We start from the raw sequence: 16,632 nt of genomic DNA, 5'->3' as shown, positions 1-16,632 counted from the left end.
CTGAAGTCGCCGAGCCACCCGTGCTCGGCCCGGGACAGCTGCGCATCGCGGTGGCCGCGTGCGGCATCTGCGGCAGCGACCTGTCGATGTCGAAGGATCCGTGCCGGTTCGTCGCGGTGGCGACCGACAGCGGGTACCCACTGGCCACTTTCGATACTGACAAGCCCGTCGTGCTCGGGCATGAATACGCGGGAACCGTCACCGAGATAGGCTCGGGGATAAATGATTTCGCGATCGGTGACCGCGTCGCCGGTATCGGTCTCGCGACCGAGACCGCGACCGGCATTCCGACGATCATCGGCTACTCCAACGAATATCACGGCGCGTTCGGCGAGAGCATCGTGGTGGACGCCTACTGGGTGCGCCACGTCCCCGACTCCCTCTCGCTCGAACACGCGACCCTGGCCGAGCCTCTGCACGTCGGCGAGATGCACGTTCAGCAATCCGGCCTCACCCCCGACGATTCCGCGCTGGTGATCGGCTGCGGCACCATCGGCCTCGGCGCGATCATCGCCGCCAAGGCACACGGCGCCCGGCTGGTGGTCGCCTCCGAACCCTCGCCCAAACGCCGCGAACTCGCGCGGGCCGTCGGCGCGGATATCGTCGTGGACCCGAACGAACAGGACCCCATCGAGGCGTGGACCCGCGCGGCCGCCCAGCAGGACACCGTGGTCGGACAATCCGGACCCGGCATTCTCATCGCCTATGAATGCAGCGGCCGCGCAGGCATTATCGGCACGCTCATGCGGGAGCTGCCGTTCAATTCCCGCATCCAGGTGCTGGCCGCGCCGTTCGACGAGGAGCCGATCATCCCGGCGGTCGGCCAGTTCCGCCGCATCGCCGTCAACTTCGGACACGGACCGTACGAGAACGCCTACGACATCACCCTCGAGCGCCTGGCCTCCGGGCAGATCGACGCCGAATCGATCATCACCGGCCGGGTCGGTCTGGACGGGGTGGCCGAGGCGTTCACGGCCCTGCGGAATCCCGAGGAGCATGTGAAAATCCTGGTGGTCCCGACCTCCGGCTAATCAGCAGTTTTCCCGGTCGCCCCTGCTCGGTCCTTGTCCACCAGGCCAGTTCGCGTCGAAATGTCCGAAAAATACTGGTAATCAGACGCGATAACCGCCGTGAGAAAGGACTCAGCAGGGGGTCCGACAGATCCAGCAACCTTCGGGTTAGGCTGGCGAAATGTCGGCAAACATAGCTGTTGAGGATGCCGGGGCGGAGCCGGGGGCTGCCGGTGCAGCGCCACGCGACGCCCGGGTGATCGCGCTGTGCAATCAGAAGGGCGGCGTCGGGAAGACCACCTCGACGGTCAATCTGGGTGCCGCGCTTGCCGAGTGCGGGCTGAAGGTGCTGCTGGTGGATCTCGATCCGCAGGGCGCGCTGTCGGCGGCCCTGGGCGTCGCGCACCACCAGCTCGAGCTGACGGTCTACGACCTGCTGACCCGCAACGCCCCGCCCATCGACGACGTGCTCCTGGACACCGGTGTGGCCAATCTGCACCTGCTACCCAGCAATATCGACCTCTCCGCCGCCGAGATCCAACTGGTCAACGAGGTCGGCCGCGAACACTCCCTGCGCCGCGTGCTCGACCCCATCCGGGACCGCTACGACTACATCCTCATCGACTGCCAGCCGTCGCTGAGCCTGCTCACCGTCAACGCGCTCGCCTGCGCGGACGGCGTGATCGTCCCGATGGAATGCGAATTCTTCTCGCTACGCGGGCTGGCCCTGCTCAACGACACCATGGAAAAGGTGCGCGAGCGGCTCAATCCCAAGCTCGAACTCTGCGGCATCGTGGTCACCATGTACGACACGCGACTGCTGCACTCGCGGCAGGTGCGCGAACGGGTGGCCGAATCCTTCGGGGATCTGCTCTACGAGACCGCGATCTCGCGGACCGTGCGCTTCCCCGATTCCACCATCGCCGGTGAGCCCCTCACCAAGTGGGATCCGAAATCGCGTGGCGCCGAGCAGTATCGGGAACTGGCCCAGGAATTCCTGCGGCGTTCCGGACAGCCCGGCGGTCAGTTGATGATGTCGTCTATGCAGTAACCCTGGGCGGCGGCCCGCAGGGTGAAGGTGCGGACCGTGGTGACGGTGGCGGAATTCGTCACCGGGACAGTCACTTCCGCGCCGGTGTCGCCGATGCGCCGCGCGGTCATCCGGTCGTTGTCGAAGGACATTGTGCCGGTGAGCCTCCCGGGATTGGCCGCCAGCACGGAACCGGCGCAGACCAGCGGATACCGGCCCTCGGTGTCATCGGGCTGGAGGGGCTGCCCGATCCAGCGGGATAGGTAGCGGCGGACGGTATATCGCGCATCATCCTCGGTGAGGCTCGGCTGAACAGCAGGCGACGGTGCCGCGCTGGTCGCGAGCGCCGACGTCGGTGCGGGCGCGGTGGTGGCCGGTGTCGAGGTCCCGGTCCCCAACGTATCGAGTGATCCGACCGGCGGCGTCGGAGTCGGCTGGGCCGTGTGATGAGCGTGGCTCTGACTCTGCCCGCAGCCGACGGCCATGGCGCACAACACGACTACCGGGAGCACCCGCACAGCACGAATTCCGAGTCGCTTCACCGACCCCACGATAGCCGTGTTTCCCATATCGACCCCGCGACACCGAGATCAAACGTACCCTCGGTTTGCGGACCGGACGTCCGCTCAATCGATTTCGCCGGGGTGATCGTCGATGCCTGCCGTGGTATTGGAAGCCGAAGGGCTTCAGAAGCGATACGGCGGGGTCGAGGCATTGCAGGGAGCCAGTTTTCAGGTCGATGCCGGTGAAGTGGTGGCGTTGATCGGCGATAACGGCGCCGGGAAATCCACGCTGGTGAAATGCCTTTCCGGGGCGGAACAACCCGACGGCGGGCGAATTCTGCTGGAGGGGAATCCGGTTCGAATGGCCTCGCCGGTCGCGGCGCGGCGAATGGGCGTGGAGACCGTCTACCAGGACCTAGCCGTGGCTCCGGACCTCGATCCGGCCGCGAATCTCTTTCTCGGACGCGAATTGTTCCGCAAGGGCCTGGCGGGCCGGCTCGGCATGCTGGACCGCAAGGCCATGAGAACCCAGGCGGCCGAACACTTTCAACGCCTCGGCGTCGTGCTGCCCCGCGATGACGTGCCCATCGGCTCGCTCTCCGGCGGCCAGCGGCAGACGGTCGCCGTGGCCCGCGCGGTCATGTGGGCCAGCAAGGTCGTGTTCATGGACGAACCGACCGCCGCCCTCGGCGTGGTACAGCGCGAGCGGGTGCTGGATGTCATTCGCCGCGTGCGGGATCAGGGCATCGCGGTGGTGCTGATCAGCCACAACATGCCGGAGGTACTGGCTGTCGCCGACCGCATCGAGGTGTTGCGGCTGGGGCGTCGGGTGGCGCGGTTCACCGCGGCCGACGCCACGCTGGAACAGTTGGTGGGAGCCATGACCGGGGCGCTGACCACGGAGGACGAATCTTGAGTGGGCAGAGCGTGAGTGAGCAGAGCGCGAGCGGACGCGGCCTGAAATGGGACGGCGCATTGCTCGGCCGGGGCGTGCGCAGGCTGGCCGGGACCGGCACGTTCTGGATCGGAATCGTGCTGGTGGTGCTGTATCTGGCGTTCAGCATCGCCAAACCGAACGCCTTCCCGACCCGATTCACCTTCCAGACCCTGCTGATCGAGACCTCGGTGCTGCTGGTGCTGTCGATCGGCATGACCTTCGTGATCGTCACCGCCGGCATCGATCTGTCCGTCGGCATGGTGCTGATCTTCTCCGGCGTGCTCGCCTCCAAGACCATGGAATGGCTGAGCCCGGGTGAGGATGCGACACACGGCGGTTGGGGCCTGATCCTGCTCGGCCTGCTGGTTTCCCTTGCGGGCGGCGCACTCTGGGGCCTGATCAATGGATTCCTGGTGGCCAAGGCCAAGATTCCGCCGCTGATCGTCACCCTCGGCTCGTTCGGCGCCGCCCTGGGCTCGGCGCAGCTGATCACCGGCGGCGTCGACACCCGCACCGTCCCCGAAAAGCTGCGCAACTCACTGGGTTTCGGCACCGTCATGGGCGGCATCCCCGACCTGGTGCTGGTGGCCGCCGTGGTCACCCTCTTCGGCGCCTGGCTGCTGCACACCACCCGCTTCGGCCGCTACACCTATGCGATCGGCTCCAACGCCGAGGCCGCGCGCCGCTCCGGCATCGGCGTCACCCGGCACCTGATCCTGGTCTATCTCATGGCCGGAATGCTCTCGGGCCTGGCCGGTTTCATGAATCTCGCGTACTTCGGCACCACCACCATCGCCGGGCACGGCACCGACAATCTCGACGCCATCGCGGGCGTGGTGATCGGCGGGACCAGCCTGTTCGGCGGCGTGGGCTCGGTGGTGGGCACCGTGATCGGGGTGTTCATCCCGTCGGTTTTGCGCAAGGGCTTCGTCATCGTAGGGGTGCCGGTGTTCTGGCAGCCCATCGCGGTGAGCGTCGTGCTCGTGGCGGCCGTGTGGTTCGACCAGATCCGCAGGCGGTCCCGAGACCGGAAATAACAGAACACAGTTCGAAGGTGAGGGCCTGATGATGAGGACCGGTGGTAGGGCCGCCGTAATAGCGGGCGTCGCGATAGCGGTGGCCGGGCTATTGGCGGGATGCGGTGGCTCGGTGAACAATTCGGGTGGCACCGATGCGAAGAAGCTGGTGCTCATCCCCGGCGTCGCCAACGAACCCTTCTACATCTCCATGCAGTGCGGCGCCCAGGACGAGGCCAAGAAGCTGGGCTACACCCTCGACACCCAGGCCCCGTCGCAATTCGACGCCTCGCTGCAGACACCCATAGTCACCGGCGTCATCGCCAACAAGCCCGGCGCCATCCTCATCGCACCCACCCACGCCCAGGCCATGGCCAGCCCGATCAAACAGGCCAAGGACGCGGGCATCAAGGTGATCGAGGTCGATACGGCGCTGGAGGACACATCGGTCGCGCTGTCCTCCATCGCGTCGGACAATGTCAAAGGCGGGCAACTCGCGGCCCAGACCCTGTCGAAACTGGTGGGCGACAAGGGATCCGTGCTGGTGATCAACACCAAGGCCGGAACATCCACCACCGATCAGCGCGCCAAGGGCTTCGAAGACGAGCTCAAGCAGAGCCATCCGGGGATGACCTCGCTGGGCGTGCAGTACAACAACAATGAAGCGGCCCAGGCGGCCTCGATCGTGACCGCCACGCTGGCGGCGCACCCGGATCTCGCGGGCATCTTCGCCACGAATCTCAGCTCCGCGGAGGGCGCGGCGACCGGACTCCGCAATGCGGGCAAGCTCGATCAGGTCAAGGTCGTCGGATTCGACGCGAGCCCGAAACAGGTGCAGGACTTGAAGGACGGCACCGTCCAGGCTCTGATCGCTCAGAACCCCGGCGACATCGGCAAGCAGGGCGTCGATCAGGCCGCCGCGGCGCTCGAGGGCAAGCCGGTCACCCGCACGATCCAAACCAACATGATCGCGATTACCAAGGACACCATCTCCACCAATGATCAGTACTTCTACAAGTCGAAGTGCTGACGACTCGATCTCAATCCCATCCCTGATTGAATTCCAAGGAGTACCACCATGTTCCGCAAAATAGCCGCCACCACCATGATCGCGGCCGCCCTCGCCGGTGGAACCGCGGCCACCGCCTCGGCCGCCACCAACGACCCGGCACCCCAGCCCGTCGCCGCCGTCACCCCCGTGGGCGCGGGCCAGACCCAAGCCATTCCCGGCGGACAGATCGGCATGGTCGTCGGCGGTGTCACCGGCGCGGTCATCGGCATCGTCGCCGGCGGCGCCATCGGTTGCACGGTAGTCGTCCCCGCCTGCCCCATTTCCGTCGTCATCGGCGCGGGCATCGGCGGCGCCGCGGGTGCCGCCATCGGCGGCTCGATCGGCGCCGGCATCGGCAGCGCCATCGGCGCCCAAATCCCGGGCTGATCCCCGCGTTTCGCAATCAAGATCAGGGAGCTCTCACCGCGGAGATTCGTCCGCATCCCAACAGTGAGAGCTCCCTGATCTTGTTCCAGGTGGGTTGAGGTGGGCGGGGAGTCGGCGGAAAGTGGTTGGCGGAGTGTGATTCCGGGGCTGGTCGGCGACCAGGGGAGGGTGCGGAACGGTCTGTCAGTGTTGTTCGGCGGACCTGCTGCGGTGCTGTGAGATTGCTGACAGTTCGTGCCGGGTTTGTCTGAATGTCTGGACTCGGGTTTCTGGGAACGGTAGCGTCCCGGCACGATTCGCGAGTGGTTTGCTGGGGCTGACGGCTGAAGTGTGAGGAAACGCGGTTGTTCAAGGTGTCCATCAGGGCGATGGTGCTGGCTTTGGGTGTGTTGACCGCGGCGACGGGGTACGTGCCTGTCTCGGCTCAACCGCTTTATCCCACACAGGATTCCGATCCGTTCTACGCGCCACCCGCCGACCTGGGCAGCTTCGCTCCCGGTGATGTGGTGCGTACCCGCCGGATCGATACCGGACTGTATGTCGGCACCGAGGGCTGGCAGATCGCGTTCCGCAGCACCAATTCCCAGGGGCAGCCGATCCTCGGCATGACGACCGTGCTGCTGCCGTCGGGTGTCAAGAATCCACCGCTGGTGTCCTATCAGGCGCTGATCAATTCCCTGGGCGCGCAATGTAATCCGTCGCGCTCGCTGTTCAACGGCGAACTGCAGGACGGCGTCGGCGCCATGCTGCCGATCGGGCGCGGTTGGGCGATCTCGCTGCCGGATTACCTGGGTCCGAACGTGGCCTACGGTGCCGCCAAGCTGAGCGGGATGGTCACCCTCGACAGCGTGAAGGCCGTCCGCAAGGCCACCGAACTGGGTCTGTCGAGCTCGAAGGTCGCGTTGGCCGGATACTCCGGCGGCGGCATGGCGACCGCCTGGGCCGCGGCGCTCCAGCCCGAATACGCCCCGGATCTGAAGCTGGATGCCGTTGTGGCGGGCGGGATTCCGGCCGATCTGGAGCAGATGGCGCTGTCGCTGGGCTTCGAACCGCATCCGGGCTTCGGCCTGGCGTTCGCCGCCGCCATGGGCCTGGAGCGCGAATACCCCGACCGCCTGCCGGTCTCGGATCAGCTCAACGAGAACGGTCTCTGGTTCCGCGAGTTCACCCACGACGCCTGCCGCCGCTTCCTGCTCTTCCACGGCGCCTTCCGCAGCGCCGAGCAGATGGCCGCGTCCAAGAGCCTGCTCGACAGCCCGGAGGCCCATTCCGTGCTGCGTGAGAACAGCCTGCGCTACTTCCCGGGCACGCCGACCGCGCCGACCTACATCTGGCAGGGTCGCTTCGACACCCTCACCTTCTTCGACCCGGTCGCCGAGGTCGCGGACCGCTACTGCAAAGCCGGTGTGCCCCTGACCTTCCGGCCGTTCGACATCGCCGAGCACATGACCACGGCGGTCGCGGGCTTCCCCGACGCCTGGAACTACGTCGAATCCCGCTTCCGCGGCGACCCCGTCGCGAAGAGTTGCTGACCGGACGCCAACAGCGCCGGGCCGCGGAGAATGCTAAGCCGTAGCCCGGCGGGCGTTCTCCGCGGCGAGCAAGTCCAGCAGGCCCGGAAATCGCCGCCGGAGATCGGCCCGGCGGAGCTGGGCCATATTGCTGTTGCCGCGATTGACCTGGCGGATCAGCCCGGCCTGGCGCAGCACCCGGAAATGGTGTGTGCGAGTCGCTTTCGACACCGTGAGACCGAACGAGCTGCAAAGCCGTTCCGCCCCATCGGCATCGGCGAGCAGGGCGAGCACCACCGTCAGCCGATTCGGGTCGGCCAGCGCCGCCAGCACGGCCCCGAGTTCCATATCCGCGAGCTCCGGCTCGTCGTCCGCCACGACCACACCTCCTAGGTACGGTTTGCATCGTACCTCAGGCCGCGCTAGCGTCCCGAGGTATGACAGATTTCGTACCTGAAGACCGTGTGCCCTTCGCCCTCATGGGCCTGGCCCACCCCAAACCCGAGCGCGCAGCCGACCTGAAGGACCTGCTGCTGTCCTTCGTCGCCCCCACCCGCGACGAGCCCGGCGCACTCGAATACCACTTCCACGAAGACGCCGCCGACCCGTCGACCTTCGTCTTCTACGAGGTCTGGCGCTCCAAGGAAGACCTCGACCGCCACCTCGAACTACCCCACCTGCGCGACTTCTGGATCCGCCGCATGGACTACCTCGAACGAGACCTCGAAATCCGCTTCCTCTCGATGCAGAGCACCTACCCGCGCCCCATCCCCGCGTAGCCGCGCCTCGAGAGAAGTTCCACTTGTCATCCCGGCGTGTATTTGGCCGGGATCCATGCCTGCCGGGTGTGGATTCCGGCCAAAAGCACGCCGGAATGACGAGGAGCACTCCCACCAGGCGCTCAGGCGGCCACCGGGGACCCGTGCCGAGGTGTCCGGTACGCCGGAGCGGGTAGAGCGATGGCGGAGAGACCGGCAGGGGAGAGCGAGGGCGTGCGGCGATGACGAAGACTGCCACCGAGACGGAGGTTGGCCGGGGTGTCAGGCCCGGGCTGGTGGTGGGTGCGCTCGGTGTGGTGTTCGGGGATATCGGGACCAGTCCGATTTATGCGCTGCGGGCCGTGTTCGATCCGGGTGATCCGCATCCGATGCCGATCCGGGCCGAGAACGTCTTCGGCGTGTTGTCGCTGGTGTTCTGGTCGATGGTCGTCATCGTGACTGTCACCTACGTGCTCATCGCCCTGCGCGCCGACCATGACGGTGAGGGCGGGATCATGGCGCTGATCACCCTGGTGCGGCGCTGGGCGGTGCCGGGCCGCAAGCGGCTGGCGGCGGTGCTGGCCGCGCTCGGAATCTTCGGCGCCGCACTGTTTCTCGGCGACAGCATGATCACCCCGGCCATCTCCGTGCTGTCCGCGGTCGAGGGCCTCGAGATCGTGGCGCCGCCGATGGCCCGGGCCGTCGTGCCGATCACCGCCGTCATCATCCTGGCCTTGTTCCTGGTCCAGCGGCGGGGCACGGGAACCGTGGGCCGGTTGTTCGGTCCGGTGATGCTGCTATGGTTCGCGACCATCGCGGCGTGCGGCATCGGCGGCATCGCCCGCCACCCGGGCGTCGGGAAGGCGCTGTCCCCGACCTACGCGGTCGGTTTCCTCGTCGGCCATTTCGGGGTGGCGTTCTTCGCGCTGGCCGCGATCGTGCTGGCGGTCACCGGCGCGGAGGCGCTGTACGCGGACCTGGGCCATTTCGGCCGCCGATCCATCACCCGCGCCTGGCTTTTCGTCGTCTTCCCGGCCTGCCTGCTGAGCTACCTCGGCCAGGGCGCGCTCATTCTCGACGATCCCCGTCATGCCGCGAGCCCGCTGTTCCTGCTCGCGCCCGGCTGGGCCCGGCTGCCGGTGGTGGCGCTGGCGACCGCGGCCACCGTCATCGCCTCGCAGGCCGTCATCTCCGGCGCGTATTCGGTTGCCGCCCAGGCCATCCGGATCGGCTACCTGCCGCGTCTACGGGTCGTGCACACCTCCGCCTCGACACCGGGGCGGATCTACGTCCCGTGGATCAATTGGCTGCTCATGGTCTCGGTGCTCACCCTGGCCTTCGCCTTCCGCAGCTCGACCGCGCTGTCCTCGGCTTACGGCATGGCCGTCACCTGCACCATCACCATCACGACCCTGCTGCTGAGCTACCTCGCCTACGCACGGTGTCTTTTTCGAAAATGGCAACTGCCGCTCCCGCTCATCGCCTGCGCCGCGATCCCGCTGCTCGGCGTCGACCTGCTGTTCGTCACCGCGAATCTGACCAAACTGGTGCACGGCGCCTGGCTGCCCCTGCTGATCGGATCCCTCGCCTTCGTGCTCATGACCACCTGGCAGCGCGGACGCCGCGTGGTCGTGGCCGAGCGCGAACGCCGCGAGGGCTCCCTGCGCGAATTCATCGAGGACCTGCGGCATCGCGACCCGCGCCCGGCCGTCGTCGAGGGCACCGCCGTCTTCCTCAACCGCGGCAAGGAACTCGCCCCGCTGGCCCTGCGCGCGAATGTCGAACGCAATCACGTCCGCCACCGCCAGATCGTGATCCTGTCCGTGGAAACCGAATCCACGCCGCGGGTGCCGCCCGACGACCGGATCCGCATCGACCATCTCGGCTACACCGACGACGGCATCGTCCACGTCACCGTCCGCGTCGGCTACCTGGAGCGGCCGGACGTGCCAGCGGCCCTGGCGGAACTGGATCCGGACGAGACCGAAGGCCTGCTCGATCTCGACACCGCCACGTACTTCCTCTCCGAAATCGAGCTGAGCCACGGCGAGGAATCGATCATGTCTCGTTGGCGCAGCAGGCTTTTCATCGCCATGAGCTACATCTCCGCCGACGCCGCCGAGCATTTCGGCCTCCCGCGCGATCGCACGGTGGTGATGGGTGCGCGCATCGAGATCTGACGTGTCGGAACCGGCTCGGCGGGTAGACGGGTCGTAGGAGTATTCGACGCCATTCGAGGAGGTAAGCGCATGGCCGAGACGCCCGGGAAATTCGATCCTTCGGCGATCACCGGATTCGCCGCCGGTGACCAGCTGAACACGGTGATCCGTCAGCAGATCGAGACGGCGATGCGGGAAACGCTGGGCCGGACACCGAGATTCAGCAAGCGAATGAAGATGAGCGCCGGCGCGGCGATGCTGGGGCTCTACGGCGGCGGCGCACTGGTGGCCACCGTGATCCTGCTACTGGCACTGGCCATTCCGGCGTGGTCGGCCGCGCTCATCGTCGCCGTGGTGCTGCTGGTCGCGGCCGCCGTGGTGCGGTCCATGGCCAAGTCGCGGACGGGCGAGCCGCCCGTCGCGGCCGTCGACCCGCTCGCCTGAGGCCCTTACGGATTCACAGCGGATCACGCGGGAGCAGGGTGCCGAGGGGACCGAGATCGATATTCAGGTCCTCCGGCGCCAGCTCGAAATGCTCCCGCAACTCGTCCATGGCATCGGACAGTCGCATGAGAGTCGTTCCCATTTCCTCGATTTGACGCTCGGACAGATCCCCCGCCTCCATGCGGCGCACGGCCTGCCGCTCCATGAGCTGGCGCAGCAACTCGACAATGGTGAGCACCAGCGTGGCCAGCCCACGCTCCACCCCCTCCGGATCGAGCTCGATGCGCCGGTCCGGACCCGTCATCGCTGCTGCTGTTCGATCAGCGCAGCGGCCGAGGCCATCAACGCGCGCAACGAAATCCGCACCAGCTCGACCTCGGCGATGGACAGCGTGATGTCGCCGGAGATGACGACCCCGCCCGCCAGCACCCGATCGAGCAGATCGATGAGCGCCACATCGCGATTGCCCGACACGGCGGGCAGGTCCTCGGTGAAAGAGGGATCGCCGGTCATCACAGCTGCCCGGCCGCGCCGACGAACGTGTACGGCGGCCACGGGCCGGACCGTTCGATCGTCAGCAACTCGTTGTCGTCGAATTGTTGTGCGGCGGACAGGAATTCCGTCGTCTCGTCGTCCTCCACCAGGTAGGTGGCATTCAGGAGTAGATGCGCGCGCCGCCCCGTGAGCGCGGTCTCGGTGGTGGGACGGTTGTGCCCCGCGACCGCGTACCGGCACAGCGTCCGGAACATTCCGGACGCGGCGAGCTCCGCGGAGGCGAGATCGGTTCGCCCGCGCTGCAAGGTATCTCGCCGCTGACGCAGATAGTCGGCCCCCGAAGTCGGGCGCACCGATTCGGCGTCGGGCTCGGGCGGGCGCAGGTATGCCCGCACCCCCCATTCGGCTCGGCCTTCGACCAGCGCCAGCCCCGCACGGAAGTCCTCGCCGCGCTTGATGAGCAGTCGCCGCACCCCGTCATCGTCGAGGCACAGCACCGCGAGCCGCACCGGAATGATCGGCCGACCCACCGCGGCGGCCTCGACGACCGCGTGATGGGTGCGCGCGGCGTTCGCGAGCCAGTCGAAATCGTTCAGATTGCGTTGCAGGGCTTCGGCGCTGAACTCCGCCAGCGGCACCGAGCCGACCACGGCGGTCAGCCCGCCGGCCTCCACACAGCGGACCGGTTCGCCGCTCACCCCCAGCGCCTCGGGTGCGGGCCCGTCGCCGGCGCGAATCGCGTACACCCAGACGGCAGTCTCATTGTTCATTCTCGATCTCCGATTTCTCGGCCTCCAATTCCGCGAGCCGCTTGCGCAATCGCTCGTTCTCCGACTGGAGTTCGGCAGGACCCGGCGCATCGAGTTCGGCATCGGAACGGCGATGCAGACGCGCCGAACCGTCCCCGTCCTCCAGCGCGTGATCGCCGCGCAGCCACGGATCTCGTTGCCACCAATCGATTCCCACCTCGCGGGCGGTCTCGAGGGACGCGATGACCAGCCGCAGTTTGATGGTGAGCAGTTCGATATCGAGCAGGTTCACGCGGATATCGCCCGCGATCACCAGCCCCTTGTCGAGCACCCGCTCCAGAATGTCACCCAGATTGGCCGGTTCGGACCCGCTGCGCGCGGGCCGCGCGGAATAGCGATCGGGCAGCGTCATCGGCGGTCATCCCCGATCGAACAGCGCTGCCCGCGTCGAATCCGGCTGTAGGACAGCAGATCCCCGGATTCGGAGAGCTCCAGCCGATACAGCGCCAGCACATCCGCGGAGGACGGGATATGGGTTTCTTCGAGCACCTCGACCTCGACGGACCAGCCGGAATCGGTCGGCCGCACGCCCGTCGCGCCGAGCACGGACTGACCGGTGAGATCGGCGATCACCCGGATGCCAGCGGCGGCGGCGCTCGCAGCCGACAAGCGGTCGTCGCCGTCGCCGTCGGCGGATCGTCTGCTTCCGGATCCCCGTGTCGTCCCGGAACTCTTTGCCCGGGAACGCTGTTCCTCGGCCATGGCTCTCACTCACTTCGTCGGTGCAGGGCCCGATTGAGCACCCGCTGCTCGGCCTCCCGGTACTCGTCCTCGTCCAGTTCGCCCGCGGCCTTCCGCCTTTGCAGCTCGTCGAGCTCACGCCGGATCGCCGCGGGACTGTAGAGCTGGCGGTCGGCCTCGTCGGCGATCACCTTGGCGATCGCGACCACGGCCTTCAGCGGCAGCACCGGCAGGCTGAGCAGGGTGCCGATCATTGTTGTTCCGTCGCTTCGATGGTCATGAAGTCCCACGCCGCCAGCGGCCCGACCAGGCGCATGGACACCCGGTTCTCCCACTGCTTGCTCAGCAGATCGGCGATGTGGACCAGCTCTTGCTCCTTGGCGAGCGGTATCAGCACCGCGAGGGTGGCGAGCTCCTCCTCATGGGTCGGCGGCCGCAGCACCAGCTCCTCGGTCAGCTGCCGCAACGCGCTCACCATGACCTCGGTGTCGGCCTCGCGCCGACGCTCGAGCTCGGAGTTGACGATCTCGCCCAGGGCCAGGCTCAGATCGCGATTGGCCGCCTCGGGCGTGGTCCGCAGGGTTTCGGCCAGCGCCGCGGCCTGCTCGTTCTCCTCCAGGATCTCCCGCAGCACCGCCTGCTCGACGTACTGTGCGGTCACCAGATATTCGGCGAGGCCGCCCAGATCCTCGAGCGCCGCGGCGAACCGCTCCTCGTTGGGTTCCAGCAGCCCGGATTCGACGGCCGCCTCGTCCTCGAGCGCCGCGCCGAAACGGATGGGCACGACCGAGGTTTGGCCGACCAGGTCGTCCACGACCCGGGAGTAGCCCTCCAGATCCTCGGCACGATCGAGGGGCTCGTCCACCGGCACCTCGCTCACCATCGCCGCGATCTTCCCGTGGGTGACGGTCCGCAGCGGTGCGGGTTTGCGCCCGATGCCTTGCGCTGCTTTGGGTTTCGCCCCCGCTGGCACGATCCCGTAGATCAGCAGGGCGGTATTCGATTCCGCCGCAGGGCTGTCCGCTGTGGTCATGACTGGCTCCTCCGGCGCGTGCTCGGCTTCGGCTTGGCTTCCTCTTTCTCCTTGTCCTCGTCACCCTGGCCCAGGGCGCCCATGATCTGCTTACCGGCCGCCTCGATGAGTTCCTTGGCGTTGCCGCCGCCCTCGTTCAGCGCGCCGGAGAGCTGCTTGGTGGCCGATTCGATGGCCTCCTTGGTGGTGGACGCCTTGCCGCCGGAGGCGACGTCCTTGACCACGTCGGGCAGCCCCGGCTTCTGGTCCTGGGCGGAGATATCGAGGCGATTGACCGCTTCGGCGAACCTGAGATAGGTGTCGACACTGGCGATCACGACGCGGGCGTCGATGGTCAGGATCTCGATGCCGACCAGCGAGACACGCACGTACGCGTCGATCACGAGGCCCTTGTCGAGAATCGTGTCGAGCACTTCGGCGAGGCTGCTCGCATTCGGTCTGCCGACGCCGCCACCGCCACCGCGGGGCTGGAGCGCGGTTGTCATCGTGAATCATCTCCTTGTTGTTGCTCCTATCGGCCGCCTACCCGCTGCGTTGGCGGGTATGCGTGAAAGGTGCGTTTTGTCAGCCTGTTTCGGTGGGCGCTACCCGGGTAGCCGAGGACCGGGTCGATGCGACGGCCCTTTCCAGACCGCTCGATCGGAAGGAATTCGACATGAGCGCAACCGATAAGGCCAAGAACAAGGCCGATGAGCTTGCCGGCAAGGCCCAGGAGAAGCTGGGCAAGGTGACCGGCGACGCCGACCGCGAACAGGCGGGCAAGACCCGCCAGGCGAAGGACAACGTCAAGGACGCGGGCGAGAAGGTCAAGGACGCGTTCCGGGATTGATTCCCGTGAACAGGTGCCCCGGGCGTGCTCGATGCCCGGGGCACCGTCATGTTCGTTTCCGAGGCACCGCCGCCCTGTTTGCGGCCGCCGTGCGCGGGTAGCTGCGAAGCATGATTCCCACACTGATCAGGACAGGTGCGTCGCTCGCGAAAATGTCTCTGGCACTTCCGATTCGTGCCCTGGAAACCAGTTTCGAGCTGGCGGGCTCGGGAATCGAGGCGGTGACCCCGGACTCGGTCCGGCGCTTGCGCGATGATCTGGTGACGCTGGCGGATCCGCACACCGAGCGCACCCAGCGGCGCGTCGCGCCCGGACCCGATCGCGCCACGGTGGAGGTGCGCGGACTGACCTCGCCGGAATCCCCGCGCGTGCTGGCGGCATTGGACGAGCGGCTGGACCGGCTGGGCGTGGTGCGCTGGTGGCGGGTCAATGCGGTGACCGGACGGGTGGTCGCGGGCCTGGAGGACCCCGACGCCGAGCTGCCGCAATTGCTCGACGCGGTCGAAGCGGTGGAAGCCGAGGCCGAGGTCGAGGAACAGACCTGGGACCGGTCGGTCGAGCATCCGGCGGATCGGGAACCGGTGGTGGCGGCCGGAATTCAGCTGGCCGCCGACGTGGCCGCCATCGGACTGGCCGCCACCGGCGCGCTGCTGCCCTTCGACGCCCCCGCCCGGCTGCTGCGCGGCGTCGCGCTGCTGGCCGACAATCAGCCGCGGCTGCGCGAACAGGTCGAGGCGCGGCTGGGCCGGGTACGCACCGATGTGGTGCTGACCCTGGCGACCGCCATCGGCAGCGCGGCCTCGGAGAGCGTTGCGAAGCTGGCCGTCGATGCGGCCCAACGCGGTTTCACCTTCCTCGAGGCGAGCAGCTCCTACACCCGGTGGGGTGAATGGGAGCGCGAGGTCGCCGGGCGCGATCAAGCCGCGGTCCATGAACCACTGCCACCCCGGGATCGGCCCGTCGAGCTGCCGAACGGACCGGTGGAACGTGTGGCCGACGAGACCGCGGCCGGAAGTCTGTTCGGCACCATGGCTTTCGCGGGCGGCACCCGCTTCTCCGATGCCATCGACTCCCTGGAACTGGGCGCGCCCAAGGCAGCCCGCGCCAGCCGCGAGGCCTTCGCCGCGACCGCGTCCACCATACTCTCGCGCGCCGGTGTGCTGACCCTGCAGGCGAGCGTGTGGCGGCGACTGGACCGGCTCAGCGCCGTGATCATCGACGGCGAGGCGCTTTTGACCGACAGCCGCGTGGTGCTCGACGCCGAGCCCGAGCCCGAGCACTCGGCCGCCGAGCTCTGGGCTGCCGCGCAGCACGCGCTCAGAAATGATGCGCACCAGTCGAATTCGGATGGTGACGAGCCGCCCCGCCTCGTGCACCAGGGGAGCGGCACACCGGATCGGGGCATGACACGCACGCCGGTCTGGCGGGAGGTGCGGGTCGGTGAGCGAGTCCTCGGGCGCGTGCTCATCGGACGCGAGATGGATCGGCGGGCGCAGGCGGTGCTGGAGTCCGCACGGGCGGCCGGGTTGCGCGTGATCCTCTCCGCACACCAGGACCTGCGCGAATTGCGTTCACTGGCAGACGAATTCGTTCCGGGTGAGATCTCGCGCAGCAAGCTGGTCGATGATCTGCAGCGCGAGGGGCACGTGGTGGCGGTGCTGGGCGCACGTTCGTTCAAGGCGCTGGACTGGGCCGATGTCGCCCTCGGCATAGCGCGCAGCGAGGACGGCGAGCTGCGGGTGCCCTGGAGTGCGGACGCGGTGTGCCGCGATCTGGCTCAGGTGCAACGCATTCTGGCCCTGGTGCCGCCCGCCCGGCAGGTCAGCGAGCGCGCCCGGGTGCTGGCGCTCTCGGCGACCGCCCTGGGCGGATTGATGCTGGCCGTGACGCCGCGCGGCGGACCGTCCGCGCCGCTGCTGGCCGCCAATGTCGCCGGACTGCTCAATGGCGCGGCCACCGGCTGGCGCGCCGCGCGGGGT

The 16,632-nt window shown here is 67.6% G+C and carries 22 protein-coding genes; 12 read left to right on the top strand and 10 right to left on the bottom strand.

The window, feature by feature from the left end:
* Positions 1 to 1,031, top strand: a 1,031-nt coding sequence (locus tag ON43_RS35840; RefSeq protein WP_040814845.1) for an alcohol dehydrogenase catalytic domain-containing protein, incomplete at its 5' end; no start/stop codon positions are given.
* A gap of 160 nt (positions 1,032 to 1,191) precedes the next feature.
* On the top strand, positions 1,192 to 2,061 hold the full coding sequence (locus tag ON43_RS35835; protein WP_083914037.1) for a ParA family protein: 870 nt from the start codon (positions 1,192 to 1,194) through the stop codon (positions 2,059 to 2,061).
* On the opposite strand, the gene ON43_RS35830 is transcribed toward ON43_RS35835, so the two are convergent.
* Complete coding sequence (locus tag ON43_RS35830; protein ID WP_157514302.1) at positions 2,034 to 2,582, bottom strand: hypothetical protein; 549 nt, start codon at positions 2,580 to 2,582, stop codon at positions 2,034 to 2,036. The genes ON43_RS35835 and ON43_RS35830 overlap by 28 nt on opposite strands.
* Positions 2,583 to 2,694: 112 nt before the next feature.
* Here ON43_RS35830 and ON43_RS35825 point away from each other — a divergent pair, with 112 nt between their 5' ends.
* The 5 genes from ON43_RS35825 to ON43_RS35805 all read left to right on the top strand — a co-directional run bounded on the left by ON43_RS35825 (position 2,695) and on the right by ON43_RS35805 (position 7,466).
* The gene (locus tag ON43_RS35825) at positions 2,695 to 3,459 is read left to right on the top strand and encodes an ATP-binding cassette domain-containing protein (protein WP_040814829.1); all 765 of its coding nucleotides are present in this window, start codon (positions 2,695 to 2,697) and stop codon (positions 3,457 to 3,459) included.
* Positions 3,460 to 3,470: 11 nt separating this feature from the next.
* Positions 3,471 to 4,517 carry an ABC transporter permease gene (locus ON43_RS35820; protein WP_051179681.1) on the top strand — a complete coding sequence of 349 codons (1,047 nt, stop codon included), beginning with the start codon at positions 3,471 to 3,473 and terminating at the stop codon, positions 4,515 to 4,517.
* Between the two features lie 28 nt (positions 4,518 to 4,545).
* Positions 4,546 to 5,526 carry an ABC transporter substrate-binding protein gene (locus ON43_RS35815; RefSeq protein WP_245568909.1) on the top strand — a complete coding sequence of 327 codons (981 nt, stop codon included), beginning with the start codon at positions 4,546 to 4,548 and terminating at the stop codon, positions 5,524 to 5,526.
* A gap of 48 nt (positions 5,527 to 5,574) precedes the next feature.
* The gene (locus ON43_RS45185; RefSeq protein WP_051179680.1) at positions 5,575 to 5,934 is read left to right on the top strand and encodes a hypothetical protein; all 360 of its coding nucleotides are present in this window, start codon (positions 5,575 to 5,577) and stop codon (positions 5,932 to 5,934) included.
* Positions 5,935 to 6,302: 368 nt separating this feature from the next.
* Positions 6,303 to 7,466 carry a lipase family protein gene (locus ON43_RS35805; protein ID WP_040814836.1) on the top strand — a complete coding sequence of 388 codons (1,164 nt, stop codon included), beginning with the start codon at positions 6,303 to 6,305 and terminating at the stop codon, positions 7,464 to 7,466.
* Positions 7,467 to 7,499: 33 nt separating this feature from the next.
* Here ON43_RS35805 and ON43_RS35800 read toward each other — a convergent pair whose 3' ends face one another.
* Positions 7,500 to 7,823, bottom strand: a complete 324-nt coding sequence (locus ON43_RS35800) for an ArsR/SmtB family transcription factor (protein WP_306304993.1) — start codon at positions 7,821 to 7,823, stop codon at positions 7,500 to 7,502.
* A gap of 59 nt (positions 7,824 to 7,882) precedes the next feature.
* Here ON43_RS35800 and ON43_RS35795 point away from each other — a divergent pair, with 59 nt between their 5' ends.
* The 3 genes from ON43_RS35795 to ON43_RS35785 all read left to right on the top strand — a co-directional run bounded on the left by ON43_RS35795 (position 7,883) and on the right by ON43_RS35785 (position 10,806).
* Entirely contained in the window at positions 7,883 to 8,224 is a 342-nt protein-coding gene (locus ON43_RS35795; protein WP_040814828.1) for a putative quinol monooxygenase, read from the top strand.
* A gap of 221 nt (positions 8,225 to 8,445) precedes the next feature.
* Positions 8,446 to 10,383 (top strand): potassium transporter Kup, encoded by a 1,938-nt coding sequence (locus ON43_RS35790; RefSeq protein WP_040814827.1) that lies wholly within the window; start codon positions 8,446 to 8,448, stop codon positions 10,381 to 10,383.
* Between the two features lie 69 nt (positions 10,384 to 10,452).
* The gene (locus ON43_RS35785; protein ID WP_051179679.1) at positions 10,453 to 10,806 is read left to right on the top strand and encodes a phage holin family protein; all 354 of its coding nucleotides are present in this window, start codon (positions 10,453 to 10,455) and stop codon (positions 10,804 to 10,806) included.
* 13 nt (positions 10,807 to 10,819) lie between these two features.
* On the opposite strand, the gene ON43_RS35780 is transcribed toward ON43_RS35785, so the two are convergent.
* Genes ON43_RS35780 through gvpJ form a run of 8 tightly spaced genes read right to left on the bottom strand, consistent with a single transcriptional unit; the run spans position 10,820 to position 14,309 of the window.
* A complete protein-coding gene (locus ON43_RS35780; protein ID WP_040814826.1) occupies positions 10,820 to 11,110 on the bottom strand; it encodes a gas vesicle protein K in 291 nt (96 codons plus the stop codon).
* Positions 11,107 to 11,319 (bottom strand): gas vesicle protein, encoded by a 213-nt coding sequence (locus tag ON43_RS35775; protein WP_040814825.1) that lies wholly within the window; start codon positions 11,317 to 11,319, stop codon positions 11,107 to 11,109. Before ON43_RS35775 ends, ON43_RS35780 begins: the two co-directional genes overlap by 4 nt.
* Entirely contained in the window at positions 11,319 to 12,071 is a 753-nt protein-coding gene (locus ON43_RS35770) for a GvpL/GvpF family gas vesicle protein (RefSeq protein ID WP_040814824.1), read from the bottom strand. Before ON43_RS35770 ends, ON43_RS35775 begins: the two co-directional genes overlap by 1 nt.
* Positions 12,061 to 12,462: a gas vesicle protein gene (locus ON43_RS35765; RefSeq protein WP_040814823.1), complete on the bottom strand. Its 402-nt coding sequence runs from the start codon at positions 12,460 to 12,462 to the stop codon at positions 12,061 to 12,063. Before ON43_RS35765 ends, ON43_RS35770 begins: the two co-directional genes overlap by 11 nt.
* Complete coding sequence (gvpO, locus tag ON43_RS35760) at positions 12,459 to 12,812, bottom strand: gas vesicle protein GvpO (RefSeq protein ID WP_083914029.1); 354 nt, start codon at positions 12,810 to 12,812, stop codon at positions 12,459 to 12,461. The genes ON43_RS35765 and gvpO overlap by 4 nt, the downstream gene beginning before the upstream one ends.
* A 5-nt stretch (positions 12,813 to 12,817) precedes the next feature.
* Complete coding sequence (locus ON43_RS35755; RefSeq protein ID WP_040814821.1) at positions 12,818 to 13,045, bottom strand: gas vesicle protein GvpG; 228 nt, start codon at positions 13,043 to 13,045, stop codon at positions 12,818 to 12,820.
* Positions 13,042 to 13,824, bottom strand: a complete 783-nt coding sequence (locus tag ON43_RS35750) for a GvpL/GvpF family gas vesicle protein (protein WP_040814819.1) — start codon at positions 13,822 to 13,824, stop codon at positions 13,042 to 13,044. Before ON43_RS35750 ends, ON43_RS35755 begins: the two co-directional genes overlap by 4 nt.
* Positions 13,821 to 14,309 carry a gas vesicle protein GvpJ gene (gvpJ, locus tag ON43_RS35745; protein WP_051179678.1) on the bottom strand — a complete coding sequence of 163 codons (489 nt, stop codon included), beginning with the start codon at positions 14,307 to 14,309 and terminating at the stop codon, positions 13,821 to 13,823. The genes ON43_RS35750 and gvpJ overlap by 4 nt, the downstream gene beginning before the upstream one ends.
* Before the next feature lie 170 nt (positions 14,310 to 14,479).
* On the opposite strand from gvpJ, the gene ON43_RS35740 reads away from it, so the two are divergent.
* Positions 14,480 to 14,653 carry a CsbD family protein gene (locus ON43_RS35740; protein WP_040814817.1) on the top strand — a complete coding sequence of 58 codons (174 nt, stop codon included), beginning with the start codon at positions 14,480 to 14,482 and terminating at the stop codon, positions 14,651 to 14,653.
* A 152-nt stretch (positions 14,654 to 14,805) separates the two neighbouring features.
* Positions 14,806 to 16,632 (top strand): hypothetical protein (locus ON43_RS35735; RefSeq protein WP_040814815.1); only part of this gene is annotated, 1,827 nt, incomplete at its 3' end.

The sequence above is a fragment of the Nocardia concava NBRC 100430 genome (assembly GCF_000308815.1).
Classification (GTDB): Bacteria; Actinomycetota; Actinomycetes; order Mycobacteriales; family Mycobacteriaceae; genus Nocardia; species Nocardia concava.
Note: the sequence above shows the minus strand (reverse complement) of the source record. Positions and strands in the feature narration are given on the sequence as shown.